Origin of the sequence: Moorena bouillonii PNG (assembly GCF_001942495.1) — a bacterium.
In the GTDB taxonomy this organism is placed as follows: Bacteria; Cyanobacteriota; Cyanobacteriia; order Cyanobacteriales; family Coleofasciculaceae; genus Moorena; species Moorena bouillonii.
The window spans coordinates 3596770-3621243 of record NZ_MKZS01000001.1 but is presented as its reverse complement, the minus strand read 5'-3'; the positions used below and the strand labels follow the sequence as shown (position 1 = coordinate 3621243).

The 24474-nt window shown below is 43.0% G+C and carries 23 protein-coding genes, 1 tRNA gene, 1 pseudogene and 1 other annotated feature; of the genes and pseudogenes, 11 read left to right on the top strand and 14 right to left on the bottom strand.

Annotated elements, in window-relative coordinates; translation table 11 throughout:
* Positions 1–310: 310 nt before the first annotated feature.
* Positions 311–1126: an SDR family oxidoreductase gene (locus tag BJP37_RS14775; protein WP_075899845.1), complete on the bottom strand. Its 816-nt coding sequence runs from the start codon at positions 1124–1126 to the stop codon at positions 311–313.
* 117 nt (positions 1127–1243) lie between these two features.
* Here BJP37_RS14775 and BJP37_RS43570 point away from each other — a divergent pair, with 117 nt between their 5' ends.
* Entirely contained in the window at positions 1244–1366 is a 123-nt protein-coding gene (locus tag BJP37_RS43570) for a hypothetical protein (protein ID WP_269087005.1), read from the top strand.
* Between the two features lie 44 nt (positions 1367–1410).
* On the opposite strand, the gene BJP37_RS14770 is transcribed toward BJP37_RS43570, so the two are convergent.
* Positions 1411–2907, bottom strand: a complete 1497-nt coding sequence (locus BJP37_RS14770; protein WP_075899843.1) for an FHA domain-containing protein — start codon at positions 2905–2907, stop codon at positions 1411–1413.
* Positions 2908–3597: 690 nt separating this feature from the next.
* Between BJP37_RS14770 and BJP37_RS14765 the strand changes: the two genes are divergently transcribed.
* From BJP37_RS14765 to BJP37_RS39240, 4 genes are all read left to right on the top strand, one after another.
* The gene (locus BJP37_RS14765; protein WP_143727618.1) at positions 3598–4416 is read left to right on the top strand and encodes a hypothetical protein; all 819 of its coding nucleotides are present in this window, start codon (positions 3598–3600) and stop codon (positions 4414–4416) included.
* Positions 4417–4737: 321 nt separating this feature from the next.
* The gene (locus tag BJP37_RS14760) at positions 4738–5439 is read left to right on the top strand and encodes a hypothetical protein (protein WP_075899839.1); all 702 of its coding nucleotides are present in this window, start codon (positions 4738–4740) and stop codon (positions 5437–5439) included.
* Positions 5440–5830: 391 nt separating this feature from the next.
* On the top strand, positions 5831–7390 hold the full coding sequence (locus BJP37_RS14750; RefSeq protein WP_075899837.1) for a B12-binding domain-containing radical SAM protein: 1560 nt from the start codon (positions 5831–5833) through the stop codon (positions 7388–7390).
* A gap of 132 nt (positions 7391–7522) precedes the next feature.
* Positions 7523–7669 (top strand): hypothetical protein, encoded by a 147-nt coding sequence (locus tag BJP37_RS39240; RefSeq protein WP_158069588.1) that lies wholly within the window; start codon positions 7523–7525, stop codon positions 7667–7669.
* Positions 7670–7674: 5 nt separating this feature from the next.
* Here BJP37_RS39240 and BJP37_RS14745 read toward each other — a convergent pair whose 3' ends face one another.
* The 5 genes from BJP37_RS14745 to BJP37_RS14730 form a co-directional block, all read right to left on the bottom strand.
* Positions 7675–8310: a ThiF family adenylyltransferase gene (locus BJP37_RS14745; RefSeq protein ID WP_075906101.1), complete on the bottom strand. Its 636-nt coding sequence runs from the start codon at positions 8308–8310 to the stop codon at positions 7675–7677.
* Positions 8311–8314: 4 nt separating this feature from the next.
* On the bottom strand, positions 8315–9163 hold the full coding sequence (locus tag BJP37_RS14740) for a hypothetical protein (protein ID WP_075899835.1): 849 nt from the start codon (positions 9161–9163) through the stop codon (positions 8315–8317).
* A gap of 187 nt (positions 9164–9350) precedes the next feature.
* Positions 9351–9435: a sequence feature (23S ribosomal RNA rRNA prediction is too short), on the bottom strand.
* Positions 9436–9546: 111 nt separating this feature from the next.
* The gene (locus BJP37_RS14735) at positions 9547–10980 is read right to left on the bottom strand and encodes a vWA domain-containing protein (protein ID WP_075899833.1); all 1434 of its coding nucleotides are present in this window, start codon (positions 10978–10980) and stop codon (positions 9547–9549) included.
* A 357-nt stretch (positions 10981–11337) separates the two neighbouring features.
* Positions 11338–11409: transfer RNA gene (locus BJP37_RS39235), tRNA-Met, on the bottom strand.
* A gap of 446 nt (positions 11410–11855) precedes the next feature.
* Positions 11856–12056, bottom strand: a complete 201-nt coding sequence (locus BJP37_RS14730) for a hypothetical protein (RefSeq protein ID WP_075899831.1) — start codon at positions 12054–12056, stop codon at positions 11856–11858.
* Between the two features lie 331 nt (positions 12057–12387).
* Between BJP37_RS14730 and BJP37_RS14725 the strand changes: the two genes are divergently transcribed.
* Complete coding sequence (locus BJP37_RS14725) at positions 12388–13212, top strand: SDR family oxidoreductase (RefSeq protein WP_075899829.1); 825 nt, start codon at positions 12388–12390, stop codon at positions 13210–13212.
* Positions 13213–13264: 52 nt separating this feature from the next.
* On the opposite strand, the pseudogene BJP37_RS14720 reads toward BJP37_RS14725, so the two are convergent.
* A pseudogene (locus BJP37_RS14720) lies at positions 13265–14525 on the bottom strand (RNA-guided endonuclease InsQ/TnpB family protein).
* Positions 14526–14592: 67 nt separating this feature from the next.
* On the opposite strand from BJP37_RS14720, the gene BJP37_RS41090 reads away from it, so the two are divergent.
* Positions 14593–14763 (top strand): plasmid mobilization protein, encoded by a 171-nt coding sequence (locus tag BJP37_RS41090; protein WP_198954050.1) that lies wholly within the window; start codon positions 14593–14595, stop codon positions 14761–14763.
* A gap of 302 nt (positions 14764–15065) precedes the next feature.
* Here the strand turns inward: BJP37_RS41090 and BJP37_RS14715 are convergent, their stop codons facing one another.
* From BJP37_RS14715 to folE, 4 genes are all read right to left on the bottom strand, one after another.
* The gene (locus BJP37_RS14715) at positions 15066–15788 is read right to left on the bottom strand and encodes a metallophosphoesterase family protein (RefSeq protein WP_075899827.1); all 723 of its coding nucleotides are present in this window, start codon (positions 15786–15788) and stop codon (positions 15066–15068) included.
* A 33-nt stretch (positions 15789–15821) separates the two neighbouring features.
* Positions 15822–16637 carry a metallophosphoesterase family protein gene (locus tag BJP37_RS14710; protein ID WP_075899825.1) on the bottom strand — a complete coding sequence of 272 codons (816 nt, stop codon included), beginning with the start codon at positions 16635–16637 and terminating at the stop codon, positions 15822–15824.
* Positions 16634–17386, bottom strand: coding sequence for a GTPase, G3E family protein (locus BJP37_RS14705; RefSeq protein ID WP_075899823.1), 753 nt, complete (start codon positions 17384–17386; stop codon positions 16634–16636). Before BJP37_RS14705 ends, BJP37_RS14710 begins: the two co-directional genes overlap by 4 nt.
* Positions 17387–17475: 89 nt before the next feature.
* Positions 17476–18132, bottom strand: coding sequence for a GTP cyclohydrolase I FolE (folE, locus tag BJP37_RS14700; protein ID WP_075899821.1), 657 nt, complete (start codon positions 18130–18132; stop codon positions 17476–17478).
* A gap of 1364 nt (positions 18133–19496) precedes the next feature.
* On the opposite strand from folE, the gene BJP37_RS14690 reads away from it, so the two are divergent.
* Positions 19497–19898, top strand: a complete 402-nt coding sequence (locus tag BJP37_RS14690; RefSeq protein ID WP_070393149.1) for an Hsp20/alpha crystallin family protein — start codon at positions 19497–19499, stop codon at positions 19896–19898.
* A gap of 79 nt (positions 19899–19977) precedes the next feature.
* Here BJP37_RS14690 and BJP37_RS14685 read toward each other — a convergent pair whose 3' ends face one another.
* Positions 19978–20274, bottom strand: a complete 297-nt coding sequence (locus tag BJP37_RS14685; protein WP_070393148.1) for a DUF2470 domain-containing protein — start codon at positions 20272–20274, stop codon at positions 19978–19980.
* 834 nt (positions 20275–21108) lie between these two features.
* Here BJP37_RS14685 and BJP37_RS14680 point away from each other — a divergent pair.
* Entirely contained in the window at positions 21109–22299 is a 1191-nt protein-coding gene (locus BJP37_RS14680) for a HetZ-related protein 2 (RefSeq protein WP_075899817.1), read from the top strand.
* 120 nt (positions 22300–22419) lie between these two features.
* The gene (locus BJP37_RS36565) at positions 22420–22791 is read left to right on the top strand and encodes a hypothetical protein (RefSeq protein ID WP_143727617.1); all 372 of its coding nucleotides are present in this window, start codon (positions 22420–22422) and stop codon (positions 22789–22791) included.
* A 107-nt stretch (positions 22792–22898) separates the two neighbouring features.
* Here BJP37_RS36565 and BJP37_RS14675 read toward each other — a convergent pair whose 3' ends face one another.
* On the bottom strand, positions 22899–23363 hold the full coding sequence (locus BJP37_RS14675; protein ID WP_075899815.1) for a CAAD domain-containing protein: 465 nt from the start codon (positions 23361–23363) through the stop codon (positions 22899–22901).
* A 273-nt stretch (positions 23364–23636) separates the two neighbouring features.
* Here BJP37_RS14675 and rpe point away from each other — a divergent pair, with 273 nt between their 5' ends.
* The gene (gene rpe, locus BJP37_RS14670; protein ID WP_075899813.1) at positions 23637–24344 is read left to right on the top strand and encodes a ribulose-phosphate 3-epimerase; all 708 of its coding nucleotides are present in this window, start codon (positions 23637–23639) and stop codon (positions 24342–24344) included.
* The last annotated feature ends 130 nt before the right edge of the window (positions 24345–24474 follow it).

The following is a 24474-nucleotide window of genomic DNA, read 5'->3' as shown; positions in this document are numbered from 1 at the left end:
CTGCTAAAAGGGTAGTAGGGAGTAGCTCACAGGGGAACTGGTCTGGTTTTCCCGCAGATGAGCAATATACCTAATACTGGCTGAAAGCACTGCACTCTAAACCCTTGTATAGACTGTGCTTTATTTTTTTATGGCTGAAGGGACTTTGGTTACCTCTGGGGCGTTGCTTATCCAAGGAATGGTTTTCTTTTTATTATACCATTCCTTGAAGCAGCAACGCCCCTTTTTATAGCACAAAATTATACTAGCTTTACATACCAATAATTCCAGGCTATTTCCTCGCCCCTTCAGGAGAAACGCTCTATTTGAACTAGATGCCAAATTGCTCTTTAATACCTTGGATAAAGGTCTTATCATCCAATTCTTTTCGATTAGCTACCATCATCCTGGCATCTTCGCCAGCAGTATATCGCAATTTATCAGTGCCGTCTGTTGCTGCTTCATAAATCACGTTAGCGACAACAATAGGCTCAGAAGCCTGCTCAGCCAAAGATTCCATCGAATTGAACAGCTTACCAATTAATTCTTGATACTCAGTTAGGCTTTCATCGTTGCTCATATCAAGAGAGCGACCAGCAAAATCCGTGTTAATCACTCCTGGTTCAACAATTTTAACTTTGCAGCCAATTGCCTCCATTTCAAAACTCAGACCTTCGGAAATCCCCTCAACAGCAAATTTAGTCCCGTTATATAATGAAAATAATGGAAAGGTCATTTTGCCACCAATCGATGAAATATTAATCAAAATACCATCTTTATTTTGTCTGAAATGGGGGATAATTGCTTTGGTTACATCCAATAGACCAATAACATTAACATCAAATTGTCTTATTATATTTTCCCTGGGGGTTGCTTCTAAAGGGCCAAAAGCACCATAACCAGCATTGTTGACCAAAACATCTATTTTGCCGAATTTTTCAATGCCTAGCTCAACGGCTTTTGTAATTGAATCTTGGTCTAAAACATCTAGTCTTGTCACCAACACATTATCAAGGGTGCTTAGTTCTGTTTCCTTTTCTGGAGTTCTCATGGTCGCAACCACGTTCCAACCCTTTTCCTGGAACAATTTTGCAGTTGCTTTTCCAATACCGCTGCTTGCTCCTGTGATTAAAATTGTCTTACTCATTTTGGATTCAAACTAATTTTGATGATTTGACTATGACAATTCAAGCTTGAATGTCGATTCAGTTTCATTTTATACTAAAGAAGCGGGAAATTTCACTAGCAAGTTACGCAAAACTAGATGCAAAGTGCGCCAATAAAGAATTCACCTTATGTAACAAAAAGGGAAAAGATGACTGTTGTAAAAAAACAGATAATGTATAAGGTACTCCCGACTCCCGACTCCCGACTCCCGACTCCCTAAAACCTAGAACGAAAGTACCTCACCCACTTGAAAACTGCTATAGCTCACGCGCTAACTACCACTTGTCCTACAGGATGAGCCACACAAGTCAAAATCATACCTTCGTTCCGTTCATCCTCTTGGAGAGCATCAGGTTCCTCGTCATACTCGACTTTCCCTTTTAGAAGCTTTTGCTTACAAGCACCACAGGCTCCCATGCGGCAACCGCTCGGTAATGCCACCCCTTCTTGTTCCGCCACATCTAGGATCACATCCTCTGCATCACAGGTGACTTCTTTCCCAGACTTAGCAAAGACTACAGTTGGTTCTGAACAGGTTGATGGTGATTTCACTAAGTGCAGTTTAGGACGACCTTCCGCTGTGACTGGTGTAGGAGTTGCTGCTGCTGTTGCTGTCTTTTTTGACAACTTTTTGCCACCAAAACTCTCTTGATAGTAGTTCTCCATCGGGAAGTCTAGACCGGCTAGTATGGCTTTCACCCCTGCCATAAAGGGATTCGGACCACAGACATAAATAATGCGATCGCGAAAATCAGGAGCCATCTGTTGCACCATGGCTTGATTAAGTCTTCCGGTATAACCCCACCAAGCTTGGTCAAGTTCTGGACGAGTGGTGGTAATAGCTGGCTTAAAGTTGGGGTGCAAAGCCGCCATCAACTCTAATTTCTGACGGAAGATGATATCTTTTGGGCTACGAGCGCTGTGGACAAAAACCACATCCACATCAGCCCCAATGTCACAAAGCCACTCAGACATGGACATCATCGGAGTAATCCCGCTACCTGCTGAAATGAACAGCAGTTTATTAGCAGAATGGTCAGCACAGGTAAATTTCCCCATTGGGCCATTTAATCTCACCTCGGACCCAACTTTGATGTTGTCGTGCAACCAGTTAGACACCAAACCCGCTGGAACATCAGGAGTATCGGCTGGTGCTGGCACTCGCTTGACGGTAATTTCCAAAGTATAAGGACGTGAGGGGGCCGAAGAGATGGAGTAGGAACGCTTCACTGGCTTGCCATCAATCTCCAAATCCAGAGTGACAAACTGACCTGGCTTGTAGCTGAACAACATTGGCGGATCCGCCACAAAGCGAAAGGTCTTGACATCATGGGTTTGATCAATGATCTGCACACAGCGGACAGTAATCTCACCCTTAGTCCACCGCTTCATCCCAGTGCTATTGCCATCTACCACTAGGTTTTGTTGCTGCTTATAATCATACTGCTGTAGTGTTTTGACCAGCAGCACAAAGTCACCGATGCGGATAATATCCTCTTCCCTCAGGAGCCAGTTCTGGTTAACATCCATCTCCTCATTATTGATCCGAGAGCCATCGGTGCTACCAAGGTCAGCAAAGTAATACTGTCCCCCTTGGCATAGGATTCTGGCATGTACACGACTCACTACAGGACTATCCAGAACTAGGTCACAACTCGGGTGACGACCAATCAGATACTCACCTTGAATCCCAATTTCCGGTTTCAGGGTTTTTTCCTGTAACTCGTTGGTTTGAGAGTTGATAACTATAGTTTTCAGCATGTTTCGTGTCACTCCAGATTACCGCAATAATCGGTCAATTGTGTCAATTACTCAGGACTTACCCATAAACTCTGCCGCTAGGGTGCGTTGATAACACACCATACTATATAAGTGCGTTTGCCTTTGTTACCCAATTTGGCATAAGTCCTGGTAATGAACTATGAGAGGATGATGTATGCTAACTTCAGGTGCGCACCTTGAGCGAATTTAATTCTTAATGGTAAGAGCGCACCTAACAATCTAAGGCGCGCTTTCCTATGGCGAATTAAATTACGGGGTCGCGCCTGAATTAACACTTGATACCAGCATCATACTTAGTACCCTTGACCTCTCGCAAAAGTTCAGTGTTGGACACATGGCTATATACTTCTCAGCCTTTTGGTAATTTTTTATGCAACAGCATTTTCTGACAGCTCCATGTTTAGCTTGGCATCGCGATCAAGATTATTTCGCCGCTGAAACTTTTGATATCATCTAACGTCTGTAGTAGTCAGCCAGAAGCAGCGGTATTCGCATCTTATTTTGAAATGCCTACTGGATATGAAATTCAGGCGATAAGTATTTTTGCTTATTAATTTTGAAATCTTTTATGAGTAAGACTTCTATAATTTAGATGCGTTTGCCCTGGCCAGAAGCTAGGGCATTTGATCATCCTAGCTGTTCAGACTATTGATGTTTTGAGGAAGATTGATGTTCATGAAATATCCGGTGCCAATGTTATTATCACTCCTGACCCTATGTACTATTGGCTTAGGGACCGATAACGTATCTGCTCAATCGAATCGATGTGGCGAGATTCGTGCTGTGCGTCGCTTGGCGATTAGCGAAAACTTAGATAGCGATAATCTAGCTACCCTAGAATATAACTACTGTAGACAGAGTAACCGACGTTCATCAAGTATTCAGTCACCACGAAATTCCTCTCAAGATTGCTTCGACCTGACCGCCATGGCAAAACTAGCCAGCATGACAGAAGAGGGAAGAAGCTTTTTGGGTACGATTGAAAGTTTAAAGCAAGTTATCTGCAACGGTCCTAGGCAAGGTCAGAGATCTTCGTTAGAGTGGCCAAATGGGGCAACAGCCAAATCAGGGTCAAAATGGAAGTATCCCAACGGAACGACTGCCAAATTGGGATCAAAATGGAAGTATACTAACGGAACGACTGCTAAATTCGGGTCACAATTGAAGTATCCCAACGGAAAGACTGCCAAATTCGGGTCATCAGGTTCGTGGAAGTATCCTAACGGTCAGACTGCCCAATTGGGGTCACGTTGGTATACCCCTAAGGGTAGGACTACTTCAGTGGATAGTTTACTGAGCCAGGGTTGTAGTATAGTTGGCACCACAGAATGCGATCGCATTCTCACACACATTAACCCCTCTGAGCGGAACCGCTATGACCGGAACAGCTATGACTCGAACCGCTCTGAAATTACCAGCAGAGACTATTTTTTACGGGATTTGTCAATCATGCAAATTCTTGACAGGCTTACTAGAGTAGCTGATTAAGCCTCAAGGAGTAACAAGCAGGCTTTTAAACTAGTAAGGGTTTCAGTGCCTAGCTTGGCACTGGGTGTAGGATTTAGTGAATAATTGGAGCCCTAATTAAAACCCTATACTAAATTTATTGAGAACTGCTATAAGTCCCTAAACATAACTTTTGATAGCTAATAGCTGACAGCTCAATCCTTAGGATTGAATCGCGACTAAAATTATTTCAATGGTGAAACTTTTGATATCATCCAACGTCTCTACTAGCCAGTGAGAAGTCAGGGTCTTTGATAATCTTGGCTGTTCAGACTATTGATGTGTTCAGGAAGATTCATCTCCATGAAATATCCGATTCGAGTGTTATTATCACTCTTAACCTTATGTACTATTGGCTTAGGAACTAATAACGTATCTGCTGAATCTAATCAATGTAGGGAGATTCGTGCTGTGCGTCGCTTGGCGATTCGCGAAAACTTAGATAGGGATAATCTAGCTACCCTAGAATATAAGTACTGTGGAAATAGTAACTTACCTTCATCAAGTATTGAGTCACTACAAACTTCTTCTCAAGATTGCTTCGACCTAACTGTAATGGCAGAACTAGCCAGCATGACAGAAGAGGCAAAAAGCTTTGTGGGTATGATTAAAGGTTTACGGGCAGTTACCTGCAAACGTCCTAGGCAAGGTCAGAGCTCTTTTTTAAACTGGCCAAATGGGGAAACAGCGAAATTGGGGTCATCTTGGAATTATCCCAACGGTCAGACTGCCAAATTGGGGTCATCTTGGAATTATCCCAACGGTCAGACTGCCAAATTGGGGTCAAGTTGGTATACTCCTAAGGGTAGATTTACTTCAGTGGATGATTTACTGAGCCAGGGTTGTAGTATAGTTAGCACCACAGAATGCGATCGCATCCTCACATACATCAACCGCTTTGACCAGAATCGCTCTAACCGAAACCGCAGAAGCACTTTATGGCGGAATCTGGCAATCGTAAAACTTTCTTGGCAGACTTACCAGCAGACTAACCAGAGTAAGTAAGTGAACCTCAGGGGGTAACAAGCAGCCTTTTTAGCTCCTAAGGGTGTCGGGACCGACCTTGTTACTTGGTCTGGGGTGTAGAGAATAATTGCACCCGTAATTAAAACCCTAGGTCAGCGGTCAGCAGTCAGCAGTCAGTGGTCAGCTATCATGGTTATTTTATTCAAAAGTACCGATCTAGTAGCGTGGCACAGGCTAGAAGCCTGTGACCTAACCCATAAGCTGATAGCTGATAGCTGATGACTGATAGCTGATAGCTGATAGCTGATAGCTGATGACTGATAGCTGATGACTGATAGCTGATAGCTGATGACTGATAGCTGAATACTTACTTACTTAGGATGTACGATTGCTATAAGCCCTGTGGCCATGTGTGTGAGGATTTCTCTAAATGCGAGTTTTATTACTGTATCCGCTATTTCCGAAAACCTTTTGGTCTTATGACAAAATCCTTGAATTAGTTAATCGCAAAGTTTTATTGCCACCCTTAGGTCTAATTACTGTTGCTGCATTATTACCTCAAGACTGGGAATTTAAACTCGTTGACCGCAATATCCGAGACGTAACCGAAGCAGAATTTGAATGGGCAGATCTGGTGATAATCTCAGCGATGATTGTCCAAAAAACCGATGCCCTAAACCAAATTAAAGAAGCCAAACGACGTGGTAAATTAGTGGCATTTGGGGGACCTTATCCTACGTCTTTACCAGAAGAAGGAAAGAAGGCAGGGGTGGATTTTCTCATCCTAGATGAAGGAGAAATCACCCTACCGATGTTTGTAGAAGCTTTACAGCGAGGGGAAACTAGTGGAACGTTTCGCACTACAGAGAAACCGGATGTCACTCAAACCCCGATTCCCCGCTATGATTTGTTAGAGCTTGATGCCTATGATTCAATGTCAGTCCAGTTTTCGCGCGGATGTCCTTTTCAGTGTGAATTTTGTGACATCATTGTTCTCTATGGCCGCAAATCGAGAACAAAGGAACCAGCCCAGCTTCTCAAGGAATTGGATTATCTCTATGACTTAGGCTGGCGGCGTGGGATCTTTATGGTGGATGACAATTTTATTGGGAATAAGCGTAACGTTAAGCTACTTCTGAAAGAGCTAAAAGTATGGCAAAAAGACCATCACTATCCCTTCCGATTTAATACTGAGGCATCTGTAGACCTAGCTGCGGATTCAGAATTGATGGACTTGATGGTAGAGTCTAACTTTGATGCTGTCTTTTTAGGAATTGAAACACCGGACGAAGAAAGCCTTAAACTAACCAAAAAATTCCAAAATACTCGTAGCTCTCTAACGGATGATGTAGATAAAATAATTCGTGCGGGATTGCGACCAATGGCAGGGTTTATTATTGGTTTTGATGGAGAGAAACAAGGAGCAGGTTCCCGTATTATTAGTTTTGTTGAACAGGCTGCTATCCCTACAGCCATGTTTGGCATGTTACAGGCGTTACCCAATACTGCTCTATGGAATCGTTTAGAGAAAGAAGGGCGTTTGCGAGATAACACTAAAAAAGATATCAATCAAACCACCCTAATGAACTTTGTTCCTACTCGTCCCATTGAGGAGATTGCTCAAGAATACATCGAAGCATTCTGGACGCTATACGAACCTGAGCGCTATATAGACCGTGCCTATCAATGTTTTTTAAAGCTTGGCCCCCCTAAATGCAAAGCCCCATTCAAAATGCCGGATTTGGTAGATTTGAAAGCTCTGGGGACTGTAATTTGGCGTCAAGGGTTTAAGCGTAGTACTCGCTGGAAATTCTGGCATCATTTATTTGGTATTTTCAGGCACAATCCAGCTGTGTGGGAACATTACCTTACTCTATGCGCTCACAACGAACACTTTCTTGAATATCGTCAAATTGTCCGGGATGAAATTGAAAGACAGTTAGTTGATACTAATCCTAAGTTGATGGATAAAGAATTAGTAGAGATCTAGCAATGTCTTGATGCAATAGCGAGTGGGGGAAACCCCCAAGACCGCGCTGCATCGCTTATTAGCAACGTTTTAGGGATATTAGTTATCCTATTAAGGCAAGAGGCAAGAGGCAAAAGGCAAAAGGGAATAGCAATGCAGCGCTATTCCCTGTTCCCTGTTCCCTGTTCCCTGTTCCCTGTTCCCTGTTCCCTGTTCCCTGTTCCCTGTTCCCTGTTCCCTGTTCCCTGTTCCCTGTTCCCTGTTCCCTGTTCCCTAAAACCCCAAGGGCGAGGTAGATGACCGGATTATAATATCGGCTTGATAGTTAAATCTTTCAAGGTGAAGGTGAAGTCGAGTTTTTTCGTTGTGCTAATAAATTCAATGATCACTTCAGTAGCAACTGCTGTAGTCATTAGCACTAAATTACGAGCTAATGGATAATCACAAATATCATCATTAACTGGGGAAGGCACTCGATAATTTTCATTCCAAATGATTTCACTATAGTCTTCTGCTAACCCAACATGAAGACAAGGGGTTTGGGAACTATCACAGTAATCTTTTACAGCTTGACGAGCGACACTGTTATCAAAGGTGTCAATGACTAAAGTAGAATTCTTCAGTAATTGTTTGGTATTAGCTTTAGTTAATTCCTTGACCTTAGCCTCTAATTTTACCCCAACCGCTTGGTAGAGAGAATGGGCGAGGATTTTGGCTTTATGGGCACCAATATCAGAGCGGTAGTAGGGTTGGGTAGAAAGATTGCGTTCTTCAATGCGATCGCAATCAATAACCTTAAGCTTTCCAAACCCTGAACGAGCTAAATTTTCGGTAATATTGGCTCCAAGTGCTCCGGCACCACACACGGTAACGGGGTAGTCACGTAACTGGGCCATGACTTCGGAGGTACGGTAGAGTTGTTCGTGGAAAAAAATTGACATCATGCTAATCCCAATTATCTCGTGCCTCAATCACGCCAACCAAGGACTGTAAATCAAAATCGCGATCGCGTCCACTTAGACAAATCCCGGAACTGATTACAGTCAGATCCTGTTTAGATATCGCTGATATGTGGTGTTTACCGTCAGCAGTGCTCCAGCGCACTTGCCAGAATTCTCCCCGGTCATGGAACTGTTGCAGTGCTCCCCCACCCATTTCCAAAGCTTGCTCCAGCCTTCTGTGATCCCGTTGATGCAGAGCTTTAGCTTTAAAATCTTTACTCTGTTGTGTTACCAAGTCATAAACTATTCTCATTTCTGGTGTCAGCCCCTTTACATCCAGTTCTTCAGGTGGTGTTACTTGCTTTAACTGCTCTCTAAGTTGTTCTGCTAGTAACGGATCTCCCTTACGGTCAAGCTGCTGAAACCACCAAGCCTTACCATCCCCACGAGCTACCACTTGTTCAAAGGCTACCCCGCCCTCTACCAGATGGATAGGAATAGGTTTAACCGTGCCAAAGCGCTGACGAGCATCCGATTCATTGACTGGATACCCTAGCCAGGTCTTTCCCGACAATTGATAAGCTAGTCGTAAACGCAACGGTTGGAGCAGTTGCCAATACTCATCAAGTTGAAACACATCTGGCTCTTCCACCACAGTTGCCACTTTCTCGTTGACTGGCTGAAAAATACCCCATCCTTCAAAGTTACGAGGCTTAGGGGAGAAGGTATAAATCATTCCAGCTACACGAGTTCTTACCCGTCCCCCACGTACACAGGGAGCGAGGAATTGATTGTCACTCAGTTGTGCTTCCTTTGCAGCAATTTGATTGATGAGGTCGAGGATATTTGCCATGATCCTGCTCTATGGTTATATCTAAAGCACTACGCATTAAAGTTAGGACATTGATACAAGCAGCAAAAGCAGTTTTAGTCTACTTTTGCCTATTGCTAGCATGCCTATTGCCTATTGCTAGCATGCCTATTGCCTTGCGCGTAGCGCTATAATGTGCAAGTCGCCAGAGCCAAAGCGTTCGTCACTTAAAAGGAACTCCGCCGGTGAGTTACTACACACTCTTTAAATGATGGCTACCTCTAAGCCCACATTCCGGGTTCTTTGCGCCTTCTTCGCTTCACGCCCGCTACGTTAGAGTAACGTTACTATTCCTCTCGTACTATGTATGTAAGCTCTGGCTGTTAGGGCACACAAGTCATTAAAATTTATTGAAATGATCGCGACTACTTATCATTTCGCACCGGTAGCGGTGTCTCCAGAATCTCCATCAATAAGTCTAGCCGTGACGGACGAGTCATCAGTGGAACCAGGTTTGGTAGAGAATAGTAATCTCCAGCAAAGGTAAAGGTTTCTACTGGCACCTGTTGCTCCTTTAGTTTACTTTCTACCCAGTCGTAGGAGTAACCAACTCGGACAATAATCACATTGGGCATCAATCCCAATTCACGAGAGTAGTTCTTGTAAACGTCAGCAAAGTAAGGTGCTGTGTTTTCACCTTCATCGGTAACCAAGATAATCTGGTCAACCGCCTGTTTCCGAGAGCGCATTACTTCTAAACCACAACCAACGCTAGTCCCACCTCCTGCCTTGATGTGCCTGAAGGCATGTTCCCAGTCACTCAACTTTTTTCCTTGAGCCTTAACTCGGTAAGGCATGTAATCAAAGGCATAGACAAACAGCTCAGCTTCAGTAATACCAGAGATTAGCGCTGCCAGCCGTTTACCAACTTCAATGGCTTGGTCCATTGAACCGGACTTGTCCACTAGTAGAGCAGTGGGCTTGGTAATGGTACCTTTGCGCTTTACTTGCTCATTGGTAACTTGTTTTAACTTAGCAAGAGTTTGAGTATCTAACTGAGCAGCTTCAGCAGCAACTTGTGCCTTGAACGCAGAAACGCGATCGCTTGTCTGTGCCTCTTCTAGCTTTGCTTCAATCAACTCCTTGACCTGTGGGTGTTCCATCGCACCCCGCCCTTGGAGGGATTTAAGATTATTAATTACCTCTTGGGGTGTCATGGAATTAATTAGCGCCACCAAAACCGTAGGAGTGACAGAGCGCACAGCACCAATGGCGATGGTGTAGGGAATCTTATGTTCAACAATCAATTGCGCCTGTTCAGCAGCAGTTTCCGTTTTCGCTAACTGCTTGAGTATCCAAGCTAAAGAACCTTCTGGAGGATGATCCTTAAATAAGACTGCATCTGCTCTAGGGCTAGGCTTAATATGTAAACTAGCATAGAGATGCTTCATCGCCTTTCGACCCCGCAATGCTGCTCGGTCAAACAAGGCTGGAGTCTTTTCCCGTGTTTTAAGGTAGCGCCGCACTGCTGTCCGAGCCGAACGAGGCACCTTATTGCGCTGCTGCTTCATAAAATCCACTACTCGTGCCACCTGGTAGGGTGGGAATTTTTGCAGCATCACAAAGCCAGCATCTCGGTGTTCGGTCAAGTTGCTAGTCAACAAATGACCTAGAAACACCTCTTTGTGGTCACGGACATCCCCGTGATTTTCGTACCAAACCGCTAAGTGACCATAAAAAATTGGGTCAATTTCTACCATCAGTTGGTGCAGTTCTGTTACTTGCTCCAGCTTACGATGGGGTGTAGTTAATAAACTGTTTAGTAATTCTAAACGCAGGTCACGCTCTTCAGTTTTCATAGGATTCACCTCCTATGGTCCTATGTAATTTCTGGATAAATTTATAAGTTATTTGGCGTTGCTGAATTAAGGAATGAATGCGCGATTATCTGGTTTTATTAAAGCCCCCTAAATCCCCCAACTTTGGGGGACTTTAAGAGTTTTGTTCCCCCCAGAATTGGGGGGCTAGGGGGGCGAAACCATACCCAGAATCAGCAACGCCATTTACTTGGTTGTTTAGTTATTTGGTTATTGGGTTGTTTAGTTAAAGGTTGAAGGTTGAATAATTAATAAAAATTTACCTAAAATAAATCAACTAAGCTACGATTTATTAGCAGTGTTTTGAATTACCTTTCGCGCAAGTTCAGAAAGCCGTTGTTTCACACACGGGATTTGAACCCGCATATTCTCGATGATGAGTCAAGTGCCTTTCCATTTGGCGAGTATGAAAGCTTTCCGGGTCAGGGCGCGAAGGTGACTCAGTTAATTTTTAAATTGTTTAGTTATGGCAGTGAAAACCACTAGAATTAGGGTCCCCGCGCAAGTCAGTAAAGCTTTTAATAAAATGATGCTCTATCCATTTGAGCTACAGCGGCAAATAGCGCCGCTGATAGGATTCGAACCTATAACCTTCCGATTCGCATTCGGTAGTATGTAAGCTTCAGCGGTTAGGGCGCGGGGGGAAATTTGGAACAATTGCTCCTGTGCAAGTTATAGCAGAAGTCAGAAGTCAGAAGTCAGAAGTCAGAAGTCAAACTCTTGCGCTTACTTAGGTTTGAGACTTTTGTCATGTCCTAACTGCCCTGGCGACTGCTATAACAAAAGCTTTGTAGGCTTCTTGAGATTAGGGCACAGGATAAAAGGTTTAACCTTTTAACACCTTTTAAGCATAAACCTTAACCATAAACCGCTTCAGGTCTGATAATCAGATTGCGGTTGGTACTGCGGTCAATGACATAAGAGGTAAAGCGCTCTGGGGCTACATCAAAGTACTTCGCGAGTTCCTGTTTAACAGCGGTATCGTTCATACTTTTGGCTATACCCAGCTGACCTTCAGCAATGTCGTAGGAACGACCTTCAAACCGAACATGAATCATTGGGCATCCCTCCTTGTAGCGCGATGTTTTCTCTTTAACCTTACTTTTATACTACATACATATTACAAATGTGTCAAGTCCTTGGCACAAAATTTTTTAGGACTTAGGGATAACTGAATTATTTGACTTATTTAACCCTTAAAATCAGGCAGATTCATTAGACCTTATACTAGGGACGGTAACTTGGGGCTGATATCGTTAGATTGTTCGCGACCCGATTGAAGCTCAACTAGGCGAGTGTTTATCTTAAGATTTTAAATTATACAGTAAAATTTTATTATTTAATACAATCCAGCTCACAATATTGAAATTAACTTTAAGCAAGCAATAGATGAGCAACTTTAAGGATCAAGTGGCACTAATCACAGGAGCTTCTTCTGGCATTGGAGCAGCTGTTGCTCAAGAATTAGCCCGTGAAGGAGCCAATGTGGTACTCCTAGCTCGGCGAGCAGAACGATTAGAAACCATAGCTTCACAAATTGATCCTAATGGTCAACGTGTACTTGCTATCCCCTGTGATGTGACGAAGGATGGTGAGCTTGATCAAGCGGCAACCTTTGCCCGTAGTAACTTCGGCAAAATTGATATCGTTGTTGCTAATGCTGGCTGGTCTTTGAAGGGTAATTTGGAAAACCTCAGGGTGAATGACTATCGACGTCTGTGGGAAACCAATGTTTTTGGGGTACTGAGTACCATCTACGCGACCTTAGATGACCTCAAGAAAACTAAAGGAAGACTGGTCATTATTAGTAGCGTAAAAAGTTACCTTGCCTTGAGTGGCGATTCTCCCTATAGTATGAGTAAATTTGCGATGCGGGCTTTGTGTGAGTCGTTGTCTCAAGAGTTGGCTCCCCATGGAGTGTCGGTCACACACATTTGTCCAGGGTACGTTGCTACTGAAATTCGTCAGCTAGACAATCAGGGCATTTGGCATTCAGACTGGCAGGATCCTATTTCCCCCAGGCTTCTGATTTCTGCTGATCAAACTGCCAAACAAATTGTTAAAGCTATTTCCCGACGACAACGGGAACAGGTAATAACAAACTATGCCAAGCTGATTGTCCTGATCAAACGTCACATGCCTTGGTTGCTCTCATGGCTGATTTCAAAATTCAAAATCAAGGTAGCTGCTAAGCCGTCACCAATTAAGCACTAATATTTTTTACTATAGCAATTATCAGCGACGTTTGGGCGTTGGTGACATACTCCTACACTGACCTTTGCAGGTTCAGTATAGGCTTCTTCCCAACTCCACCTATCGGCTCGGATACTCGGGAAGCTTTATTTCCGACGGGATGCCCCACCGCCAACTTCAATATGTTGATTGCCGCATTCACATCACGGTCTTCTGTGTATCCACAGTGAGGACAAGAATGGATGCGATCTTTTAGTTTTTTAGGTACTTTTGTCCCACAACTGGAACAGTTTTGACTGGTATTTTTGGGATTTACTGCCTTCGTGATCAAACCAGCATTTTCAGCTTTGCTTGATAGAATTGACAGAAATTGACCCCAACCAGCGTCAAAAATGGATTTAGCCATCTTAGTTCTGGCCAAACCTTTGATATTTAACTTTTCGTGAGCAATTAGATTCGCCGAAGGCGACGCTACGCGAACATGACTATCTAGTAAACCCTTCGCAGTTTTAAAATGAAAATCTTTTCGAGTGTCAGCAACCTTTTTGTGAGCTTTCCCTAATTTAGTGACAATTTTTTTTCTATTGTTACTACCTTTTTTAGATCTGCTGACAGTTTTTTGGATCCTCTTTAGTCGTTTTTGAGCTTTCCGATAATACTGGGGGATAGGAACCTCTGTTCCATCGGACTTGATCAAAAATGATTTGAGACCCATGTCTATCCCAATAGGGTTTGATACTTGTTCTATGGGAATCACACTAGGAACAGTATCGTCCTGTAGCGACAAGGTCACATAATACCCATCGGCTTTACGTGTGACTGTAGCAGTTTTGATTTTAAAACCGTCTGGAATAGGTCGATGATAAACCATCTTGACCCATCCAAACTTAGGTAGATTCAACTTGTTTCCTTGGATAGGATTTTTCGAGAAAGCGGAAAAAGTTAAGGATTTGTACCTGTTCTTGCCTTTAAATCTAGGTCTACCGCTCTTCTTCCCATTACAATCGCCTTTCAGGTACCTTTTAAATGCCAGGTCTACCCTTTTAACGCAATCTTGTAAGACATTAGCATGGATAGTTTTGTACCAGTGCCTATCTTTCTTTAACTGAGGCAGAGTTCTCTTTTGAGAAAAGTAATCAGGGTTGTTTCTTAACTCTGGTAAGTGGCAGATCAAAGGGCAGGAGTTGATAGAACAGCGATTTTGCTCATATGGCCCAGTTAAATCTGTCAGCCAATAGATAGTTGTATTGGTGTCGCAGCATATCAAGCCATCTTTCTATTTCTGCTTCCTGTGATTTTGATAGCCTTAACCGATATTGATACGCTGTTCTCATTGTTGTCAATTCCTGTTTCTCGACCTATTATTAATCTAGCAGTCGTGGCGACAAAAGTCAACCCGTAATGAAAAGTAAAAAGCTTGTAGTTAGAGTTACCGAATTTGAAAAAAAGCAGTTACAGGAAGAGGCCGACAGAAGAGGAATGACTTACTCAGAATTGCTCAGAAGTTTTATAGCTCGTCTCCCACTCCCGAAAGACTCTGTGCAAAATTCCTCCCTGGAGACGAAACCTTAGATAGTGGAGCTTTATTACAAAAGATTTAACCCTTTTGCGCATAACCGACTAACCATAAAAGCTCCACTATCTTACGGTAACTTTAAGCACTCATACTACGTATTGAGATGTGGGAGGAATTTTGCCGGAAAGCTGAATTAAGGAATGAATGCGCGATTATCTGATTTTATTACAGCCCCCTAAATACCTCGCTAGGGGATTTAGGGGGGCGAAAGCATACCCAAAATCAGCAAAGCCTTTTCCAGAAAGTTGTCTCTGACTACCTGTTGCATGCACTTAGCCATACCTTTAGCAACCTGAAACTAATTACCATATCCCTTTTTATTGCCATAGAAAACTGTTTTAAACTCTAGAAAATCGGTATTTGGACTATAAAGCGTATAAGTAGCCTTTCCTGGTTCTTTGCCTACATTTCCTACACCAACAACTCTTCTTTTGGGTGCAGTAATAGTTTGCACGGGTTGCTGGCGATCTAAAGTCATCACCGAACTATTTACCGAACCTCCTTGTAGTTGATATTCAAATACTTGACCCGAACGACCACAAAAGAGATGATTTGCCTGGACTCTTTGCAAGCGGTCTAGCATTTCCCAGGGTAGGGTTTCGGGGGTTAACTCATCGCTGACGCTAACAGTGCTACCGTGAATTAACAAACAATCGAATTCAAAGAAGCCAAAATGACAGTTGCGTAACCACTGTACGGTTTCGCGAGATACCGAATCCCAAAGAAGTTTAGCGGTTTCTTTACCAAAGCGCTCGATTAATTCTGTCGGTTCTGCTGTCGAACCCAAACCGTGTAAAGCAAAGCATTGTTCTTCCCACCAGCCGACGCATACTTGGGGTTCTAATTCTCCAGGTAAAGGATTCTGAATTCGTTTAATTACTTGTTCGCTATCTTGGTTAGCTGCTACGATATCGCCCAGAATATACAATGCTTCCACCTTAACGCGCTGGCGTTTGATATCTGCCAACACTGCTTCGTAAGCTGCGATATTTCCTTCAATTCCGCTTAAAATTGCCCACATTGATTTTCAATTTAAATATTTAAGTAATTTAATTTACCTCTCACACACATGAGTCGGATCGTCGGCTTTTTCGGCAAATTCCAAACCTCTAGCCAAACGCCAAGCGAAAATCGGTGGTAAACCAGCATCTAAGATGGCAGCGCAGGTTGTTTGATAGTCATACTCCACTTCCCGCAAGTCTACTGCTTGTGTTTCCGTGTCATAGATAACATAGGTAGCATTGGGACGACCATGACGGGGTTCGCCTACCGAACCGACATTGATAATTCGCTTCAGGGGACTATTAAAACTTATGGTTGGTTGTTCGTTTCTACTGGGTTGACGAACTTTAATCTGTAATTGTCCAGAATCTAGGGTGCGGACATAGGGAAAGTGGGTATGTCCGCAAAATAATATATCTGCATCGCTGGAGAGAACTCTTTCTAAAGCAGTGAAAGCATCCATTTCGGGTAACAAATATTCGTGGTTGCTATTAGGACTACCATGTACGAAACAGAGATTATCTTCTTTGTAGGTATGGGGTAGTTGGGATAAATATTCCCTAACTTCGGGATTGACGTGCTTATTTGTCCATTCGTGGGCGATTTTACCTCTTTTTTCCGCCAACAGGGAAGGATAACTACATTCACAAGCATTTAGTCCTTCTACAATATCTTCATCCCAACAACCCTGTACAGTGGGAATATCTAAAGAACGAATTTGTTCCACCACGGCATTAGGATAGGGACCATAACCCACTAAATCCCCCAGACAATAAATCTTTTCTGCTTTTTGTTCGTCAATATCCAGTAAAACTGCATCTAAAGCTGCATAATTACCATGGATACAAGATATCACTGCTATTTTCATACCACTTCTACCTCTGGTTCACTTTCTAAAGACTCTTTTACTTGTTGTTGGTAATAATTAATTGCCGATTCGGGAAGACAGCAATCTCGGACAGTTTGAGCAATTTCAGCTTGATATAAATTACTACCTACTATTTCAAAACCACTAAAACGATCTGGTTTACCATTTAACCAACGGGGTAATTTTAAAGGTTTAAATGCTAATTCGGATTCCCCTAGTATGAAGTCACCATAATAAATTTGTCCATCCACTAGGTCGAAAATTCCTTTTACCCGAACTACCTCACCGTAAGCACCTTGAGTAAGTTCCAGCCAAAAAGTAGCTAAACTATCAAAATCTAAAATTTCCCCCGTCAAAATCCCCCGATGAATCTGCAAAGCTGTGGTTGGCTTAGTGATGTTATTTCCTGGAATAACTTCATCCGCCCAAGAATTTAACTCTGTACTATCTGTATCGCCGGGGATTATGGCTACTCGATGGGCGTTAAAAGTTTGCAGTAAAGGTTCAATTCCTGCTAAATCCAAATACCAGGGAATCTCTAGATAAGTAATGGTTTTGTGTAATTCCGCTTCTTGCCCTGTCTGATAAAGTTTTAGTTGAGGGTATTCACTTTGGAGATATATTGCATCAATGGGTATGGAATCGGTTTGAGGACTGAAATAACCTACAGGTTTATTGGTTTGGGCTATTTGTTGACCAATCCAGTGGGTTTTCCCGCCACCGGTCGGACTGGCGACAGCAATAATCATAAGCAGTTTTTTTTGATGACGATAATCATTGTATCAAAAAAAAAAGAGATGAGCTTTATACCCATCTCTCATGGTGCCACGCGAATTAATTAATGCATTGAAGGGTTGTGGTGAATTAAACTCATAAACTCCTGACGGGTTTTTGGATCATTTGCAAATACACCTCTAACGGCACTAGTGGCAGTCCAAGAACCAGGTTTTTGGACTCCTCGCATTACCATACACATATGGCTTGCTTCCACTACTACCGCCACCCCTTTTGGTTTTAATAATCCTTGAAGGGCATCGGCAATTTGGGCAGTTAATCTTTCCTGTACCTGCAAACGTCGTCCGTACATTTCACAAATACGAGCAATTTTTGACAGTCCGATTACCTTACCGTCGGGAATATAAGCGACGTGAGCGTGACCGAGAATAGGTAAGATATGGTGTTCGCAGGAGCTAAATAGATCAATGTCCCGAACTAAGACCATTTCATTGGTATTTTCGTGAAATACTGCCCCGTTGAGGAGTTCGTCTAAAGATTGATTATAGCCAGAAGTCAGAAATTTTAAGGCTTTGACCACTCTTTTAGGAGTATCTTTCAAGCCTTCGCGGTCTGGGTCTTCTCCCAATCCTAACAGTAAAGTCCGTACCGCTTGGCGCATCTCTTCTTCAGAAACGAGAGGTTGTTGGGTGGTATTTAGTTTTGGTAATTTGCGATTAATTTTCTCAATCTGGTTGGGCTCGAACTTACCTAAGGTCATGAATGTGAATTAGATGAAATTAAACAGTAACAGAAGTAGCCAAGCAGTTATTTAACTTTTGGCGAAGTTTATCGGTATCTATAATGATAACCGATAAAGACTAGCTGATTCGTAAATTCGCACTAAACCTTGTAGGATAAGGCTTGCGCTACAATAAAAAACTGAACTATTTAATAACCAAAAGACAATCATACCAAGGCTTTCAGACTTTTTAAGATTTACGTTACGAATCAGCTCTTAATTGCGATGCTGCTTTTCCGACGCTATGAGAACGCAACGACTTCTGTTTGTCTTGCTCAAAGCAAACCAAAATATCGGAATCAATAGGACTAATGTACTGGTTTTGACCTTAATTTTTCCGAACTTTACTGAAAATCGGTTGACTGTTTTTTTTTCAGTTACAATTTATACCAAATTAGATGAGCTTACCCTGGACGATTTTCCTGGATGATTCCGATGAGTCTTAGGATTTTCTGGATTTTCTGGATTTTCTGGATTCTGAAGGGTTTTAAAAGCTTTGGTGAAATGAGTTTGGGAAGATTCCTGGCTGGTTGGAGAAGTCGGGAATCTCAACCCTAGTTGCGTTCGCGTAGCGTGACATGCAGGTCAATCGCTTTTAGCGTGGCCTACGGCCAATCGCGCAGCGGCTCTTTTGGAGCATCACATTACTCGAGTTTTCTTTGCCAGAGAGAAGTGACAGGATCTGCAATTTTAGGCATTTGTGGAAATTTGTGAGTACTTCATTGAGCGCTTCTCATATTAATGAGATCAACAGGATTTTTGGCGTATTCCCTATAGCGTATTCCCTATGGCGTATTCCCAACCCATGCCAAGTTCCCTGATCCCAAGTTCCTTATGGCGTATTCCCAACCCATGCCAAGTTCCCTGATCCCAAGTTCCTTATGCCCTGTCTTGATGCATCAATAGCTAATTAGACGATGATAGAGTGTTTCATCAAGGCTATGATTATTAAAAATATTAAATTAGTATTAAAAATATTAAACAAGTTTGTCAAACCGTCCAGCAGTTTTTATAAGATTTAGTTATAATAGGATTATTAGAAATAAATACTCATAATTAGATCTCAAAAAATAGATAGATCTCAAAAATAGATAGATCTCAAAAAAGTAGATCTCAAAAGAGTAACATCTGCTCACCGCAGCCCAAACAGTAAAATCAGATACAAACGTCAGCACCCCGCTTGTGCATAGACGGGGCTTCCAAACATCCTAAGATTTTCTGTGAATCAATTCCTGCCAGTCTGGAATTTTATTCTATCTAGAGTGTGGCTAGTTGGGCAACAATAAACTGGGCGGAAATTAGAGGTGAAGGTTAAAAAAACTGGATAGTTGGAGATAACCATAATGGCTATTACTCGTTCGGAACATCTGCCAGATCTAGAAAGTGTGCATCGGGAACTCAACCGCCGACTCACCCATTTCATGAATAGCGACGAGGGAGGATTTCCAGGGATGACGTTTATGCCCTATGCAGAGATCGAAGAAACTCCTAAAGCCGTTTACCTCAGACTAGAAATTCCAGGCATGGAAGCCAAAGACCTTGATGTTGAACTCACCGAAGACTCTGTTTGCATCAGTGGCGATCGCAAATCAGCAGCTAGGACTAAAGGAAGAGGTATGGTACGCTCGGAACTACGCTATGGGAAATTCAAACGGGTTATTCCAATATCAGCCAAGATTAACAGAAATCAGGTTGAAGCTGAATATCACAACGGCATGCTGAAGCTCACCCTGCCTAAAGGGTAAGCGTGAATCTTCAACCTTTTCTGGGAGTGAAAGTTAGTGACCTGAGGGGGTGACAACAAGGCGCTTCAAGGCGTGCTTGTCACCCCTTCAGGTTGCTTACTGACTGCCTTGCTTGTTTGATCATGTCAATTAAGGTGTAGTGAGCATCTTCAGAATCTTTAAGTACATGATCAAACGTAATGCGCACAGTGGAAGACTCCCCCTTGACTTTTGTGATTATATTCATGCCTTGAGGATCAATGGAAACCATTTCTGCTTCTTCTGTATCAGGCGAATTACCGAAAGTCTGAGCATACAGTGCCACAGCATCAGCATGATCATCGTTCATGTGCTTACAAATGCGATCGCTTACCTCAGGAGACAATGGGTCAGACATGATTAACTCAACAAGTATAGTGATCAAAACAAGTATCTTTATCAAGATATCAGGTTTCCCTTCTCAAAACAGTCAGGACTTACCCAGCTCAAAGGAAAAATAAAGGTTTTAGCCAATAGGTAACCGCCAACGGCGAACGGGTATATCAGAATTACAGACCTTTGATAGGTCTGGGTGGATATACTGTCTATGGGGAACTCCTGATTTTTCTATTAGCAATTGACTAGCTTGGAGGATAAAATTCATAGGCACAGCGGTAATTACTCCATGAGTAAAATTGCTAGGGTGCCTGTTTCAGCATCAAGTTAGCTGATAGGATCGGTGTTTTCTGATATATTCATTTTTAGGTATAAGCATTTCCTCTCATTCAAGAAGGTATGTTAACTAGTAATCCCTAAGGTCAAGAGCTACCGGGATATCGGGTGTACTCAGCTAAATCATCAGGGTTAGATTATCAGGGTAGACGACTCAGTTAAACACCAAATGACTAAAAGCCTGATAAATACTTGTGAAAATACTGTGACGGTATATCAATTGGCTGCTATCAGCATAATTCATATCATTCTCAGTGATATCTAAATAGTAGTGGTGCTATCCCATGTTTACGAAGGTAAAACTTGCTGGGTGTCCCAGAAGTCTATTTAGGGCTTGTGATCTAGAACACATCTAAACACGATCTAGATCTCCAGACAGGCGTGCTATCTATCACCCTACTGGTGTGACTTTCGTAAGCGTAGTTATGGGAGTTTGATCACTTCCAATACCTAGGAATTAGTGGTCAAATAGAGAGCAGTCACTACCCACTTCGAGTGAGTAGAAACAGGGAGGGTTGTCATGCAAACTTTAAAACAGGGATCCAAGGAGTGCAATGTCATGGCAAAGTTGGCGGACAAACTCGAAACAGAATGGCAGTCACGCTTGTTGAGTGACTGTCCAAACCAAAATACAGCCACCAGCTCCAGTATTGTACAGTGGTTAATTGGAGAAAATAAAGAGGGGTTTGACACCCTCACTCAGAGCCAACTGGCAATCGCTGTCCAAGCAATGGAGTATCGTTACAGAATTTTGCGACAGCGTTACTTGGGCGTGCCACCAGAACGTTCCTATCGCAATTTGACCACCCGCTTAGCTAGTCTAGTTACCTTACGCAATAAAATCCGCACTTGGGTATCCCTAAGTCGCGATCGCCAAAGAGCTGTGGTGGATGTTCTCCAAGAAGTGATTCAGGAATTATTAAATAGCGATCGCTATATCCAAAAGCAAATTGCCTGGATTAGAAAATGTACCAAGGAAGAACCGCTGCGCAATGCTTTATTATTAACTACTCTTGAAGAGTATTGTCTGCGCCCGATTCGCAACCAGCCCTTAATTATCTATCGATTTGTCAACTTTCTGCGTCGGTCTCAACGTGGCGGGATGACCCATGTGCCGGAAGGAGACATGGTACGTTTAGTGTCAGAGTCAATCAACCCGGAAGGGGAAGCCGATGCACCAGTGAGTCTATTGGATAACCAAGCCATTACTAATTATCAACATAAGCAGGCTTGGGAAGAGAAACAAAGCCTAAGGATCTCCGTATCTAAAGAATTTGAGGCTTACTTAGAGAAAAACTTAGGGTCTGAGGCGGCCCAATGGCTGCGACTTTACTTGCAAGGTCAATCTCAAGAGGCGATCGCTCGTCGCCTAGATTGGCCGATCAAGAAAGTCTATCGTCTACGGGAAAAAATTAGCTACCATGCCACTCGTGTCTTTTCCATCAATGGGGTAAAAGGTAAGCCAGACTTAGTAGCCACTTGGTTGGAAACATCCTATACTGAGCACCGTTTTGGACTAACCCCAAAGCAATGGCAAGAATATCAGCAGAAACTTACCCCTGAACAACAGCAGTTGCTGGATAAGATCAAAGCTGGTCAGACCTTCGAAGCGATCGCTAACGATCTTAACTGGAGAACTAACCAGGTTATGGGTGAATGGAACAAACTCTATCTAGCAGCTCAAGCGCTGCGCAGTGCTTCAGCAAGTTGAGGTTTGAATTTTATTATCCAATCAATCGCGCTAATTATTTATAAATAAGTTATAGGTATTAATTAGTATAGCGACAAGGAGCTACAGCAAAAAAACACTAATTTACTGTCATCAAAAAAAATGGGTCTGAAACCCCGTCCTTCTAGGACGGCTTTATGCTATAATATCAGAAGACGCAATGACCCGAAAAGGAAGGGTGAAACTCCCAGCAGTGGGACGACTTGGTTAAATGGTAGTTACTCGAAATGGGGACTCGGTCTAAGACTCCAATTCCAGCCCAATGCCACGCAAGAGTCTTTTTGGAAAGCGAATCAAAGTACTTCAAAAAAAAGTAGACTCAATGACATTTGTGTCGGAGAGAGTAGAGGCAATTGGCACCGCCAAGTGGACTATCAACCCCATGTTGGTAGTTGTTACGAGCAATGCCCCAAAAGGGTACCTCCTCTAAATAATCCTCGCGCCTTTAGGCCGGGGAGTGTCAAACTAATTTAGTCAAACTAATTTACTGGAATAGGGCATGGAAAGCAATTGAGACAATTGTCCATGCCCTATTTTTTATACTCCTCACCTGACAAGGGCTAATGCCACCAAACTAGATATCACTTTTTAGCTATAAACTGACCTTTAAGGGATTGAATCTCCCCTGATAATTCTTGGCGTGTTTCGACTTTGAGTAGATAACGAGCTACAAACCAGATGGTATAGCCAATACCCACTAATTCAAACAACGGTGCCATCAGGGGAATATCGTTAATTGCATCCAGCACCGCCAACGTGACCTTAACAGTAATGAACCCAGCCAGCAAAAGACCAATGGTAAGCAAGGGTTTTTGGTAATTGCTAACAAATCCGCCGATATATTCCGGCAATTGTGACAAAATTTCTGTAAGAGTTTGCAACCATTCTTGCCACGGTTGGGTCAGTCCTGGCTCAGGAGCAGTGAGTTTGGCTATAGCACCAGGTTTGTCAACTTTGAGGTCTACTTTCAGCTGTTTTTCATCCTCAAGGGTAGTTTCATTGGTGCTGCTCTGAGTATATGCAGATGCTTGGGGATTTGACGCCATATTTCCTCCAAAATTCTATTAAAGCAGGATATTCTATCGTTTGAGCAAGGCAGCTGCATAAGATGACAGACTGACTAACTCTTGCCCATGTTATCAAAAGTTTCATAATGACCTGCTAGGGGTGAGCATCCGTGGCTATGGGCTGATTTATAGCCCACTGGTCTCCTGACCAGTGCTCACTAAGTAGGTCAGCATTACAACAACTCGTTAGGGAAAATCTAAAGATTTTGTTAAAATGCTAAAAAATAAGCTTCCAGGAGAACACCTCCAATCATGAGCAACACCCTATCCCAAAACCAAGTTGTTATTGCCCCTTCTATCCTGTCAGCTGATTTTAGCCGACTGGGAGAAGAAATTAAGGCTGTGGATGCCGCAGGCGCTGATTGGATTCATGTTGATGTCATGGATGGTAGATTTGTCCCTAACATCACCATTGGTCCTCTAGTTGTTAGCGCCATTCGCCCGATTACCCAAAAGCCACTGGATGTCCACTTGATGATCGTGGAACCAGAAAAGTATGTGGCAGACTTTGCTAAGGCAGGGGCTGATCTAATATCCGTTCATGCTGAACACAACGCTTCACCCCATCTGCACCGCACTCTCTGTCAGATTAAAGAATTGGGTAAGCAAGCAGGTGTTGTACTTAACCCCTCCTCATCCTTGGATTTAATTGAGTACGTCCTAGAAGTCTGTGACTTGATCCTGATTATGAGCGTCAATCCTGGCTTTGGTGGTCAAAGCTTTATCAAAGAAGTTGTACCAAAAATCCGCAAACTGCGTCAGATGTGTGATGAGCGTGGTCTTTCTCCTTGGATTGAAGTGGATGGTGGACTCAAAGTCAACAATACCTGGCAAGTGCTAGAAGCCGGAGCGAATGCGATTGTGGCTGGCTCAGCTGTATTCAAGGCACCAGATTACGCAGAGGCCATTAGCGGTATTCGTAACAGCAAGCGTCCTGAACCCCAGTTAGTAACTGCTTAATCAGAACTATCCCCATTAGGCCAATCTTAATCAGAGGTCGAGGGGGCTGATAAGGGTAGGTTTTTAACAAAGACGTGAGTATGGGGTGTAGGGTGTGTCGAAGCGATGCAGCAGCTTCATGAGGGGGTTG

Excerpts from the sequence above, each read along its gene's own strand:
- BJP37_RS14775 (WP_075899845.1), bottom strand. The coding sequence starts at position 1,126 with ATGAGTAAGACAATTTTAATCACAGGAGCAAGCAGCGGTATTGGAAAA.
- BJP37_RS43570 (WP_269087005.1), top strand. The coding sequence starts at position 1,244 with ATGCAAAGTGCGCCAATAAAGAATTCACCTTATGTAACAAAAAGGGAA.
- BJP37_RS14770 (WP_075899843.1), bottom strand. The coding sequence starts at position 2,907 with ATGCTGAAAACTATAGTTATCAACTCTCAAACCAACGAGTTACAGGAA.
- BJP37_RS14765 (WP_143727618.1), top strand. The coding sequence starts at position 3,598 with ATGTTCATGAAATATCCGGTGCCAATGTTATTATCACTCCTGACCCTA.
- BJP37_RS14760 (WP_075899839.1), top strand. The coding sequence starts at position 4,738 with ATGAAATATCCGATTCGAGTGTTATTATCACTCTTAACCTTATGTACT.
- BJP37_RS14750 (WP_075899837.1), top strand. The coding sequence starts at position 5,831 with ATGCGAGTTTTATTACTGTATCCGCTATTTCCGAAAACCTTTTGGTCT.
- BJP37_RS39240 (WP_158069588.1), top strand. The coding sequence starts at position 7,523 with ATGCAGCGCTATTCCCTGTTCCCTGTTCCCTGTTCCCTGTTCCCTGTT.
- BJP37_RS14745 (WP_075906101.1), bottom strand. The coding sequence starts at position 8,310 with ATGTCAATTTTTTTCCACGAACAACTCTACCGTACCTCCGAAGTCATG.
- BJP37_RS14740 (WP_075899835.1), bottom strand. The coding sequence starts at position 9,163 with ATGGCAAATATCCTCGACCTCATCAATCAAATTGCTGCAAAGGAAGCA.
- BJP37_RS14735 (WP_075899833.1), bottom strand. The coding sequence starts at position 10,980 with ATGAAAACTGAAGAGCGTGACCTGCGTTTAGAATTACTAAACAGTTTA.
- BJP37_RS14730 (WP_075899831.1), bottom strand. The coding sequence starts at position 12,056 with ATGATTCATGTTCGGTTTGAAGGTCGTTCCTACGACATTGCTGAAGGT.
- BJP37_RS14725 (WP_075899829.1), top strand. The coding sequence starts at position 12,388 with ATGAGCAACTTTAAGGATCAAGTGGCACTAATCACAGGAGCTTCTTCT.
- BJP37_RS41090 (WP_198954050.1), top strand. The coding sequence starts at position 14,593 with ATGAAAAGTAAAAAGCTTGTAGTTAGAGTTACCGAATTTGAAAAAAAG.
- BJP37_RS14715 (WP_075899827.1), bottom strand. The coding sequence starts at position 15,788 with ATGTGGGCAATTTTAAGCGGAATTGAAGGAAATATCGCAGCTTACGAA.
- BJP37_RS14710 (WP_075899825.1), bottom strand. The coding sequence starts at position 16,637 with ATGAAAATAGCAGTGATATCTTGTATCCATGGTAATTATGCAGCTTTA.
- BJP37_RS14705 (WP_075899823.1), bottom strand. The coding sequence starts at position 17,386 with ATGATTATTGCTGTCGCCAGTCCGACCGGTGGCGGGAAAACCCACTGG.
- folE (WP_075899821.1), bottom strand. The coding sequence starts at position 18,132 with ATGACCTTAGGTAAGTTCGAGCCCAACCAGATTGAGAAAATTAATCGC.
- BJP37_RS14690 (WP_070393149.1), top strand. The coding sequence starts at position 19,497 with ATGGCTATTACTCGTTCGGAACATCTGCCAGATCTAGAAAGTGTGCAT.
- BJP37_RS14685 (WP_070393148.1), bottom strand. The coding sequence starts at position 20,274 with ATGTCTGACCCATTGTCTCCTGAGGTAAGCGATCGCATTTGTAAGCAC.
- BJP37_RS14680 (WP_075899817.1), top strand. The coding sequence starts at position 21,109 with ATGCAAACTTTAAAACAGGGATCCAAGGAGTGCAATGTCATGGCAAAG.
- BJP37_RS36565 (WP_143727617.1), top strand. The coding sequence starts at position 22,420 with ATGGGTCTGAAACCCCGTCCTTCTAGGACGGCTTTATGCTATAATATC.
- BJP37_RS14675 (WP_075899815.1), bottom strand. The coding sequence starts at position 23,363 with ATGGCGTCAAATCCCCAAGCATCTGCATATACTCAGAGCAGCACCAAT.
- rpe (WP_075899813.1), top strand. The coding sequence starts at position 23,637 with ATGAGCAACACCCTATCCCAAAACCAAGTTGTTATTGCCCCTTCTATC.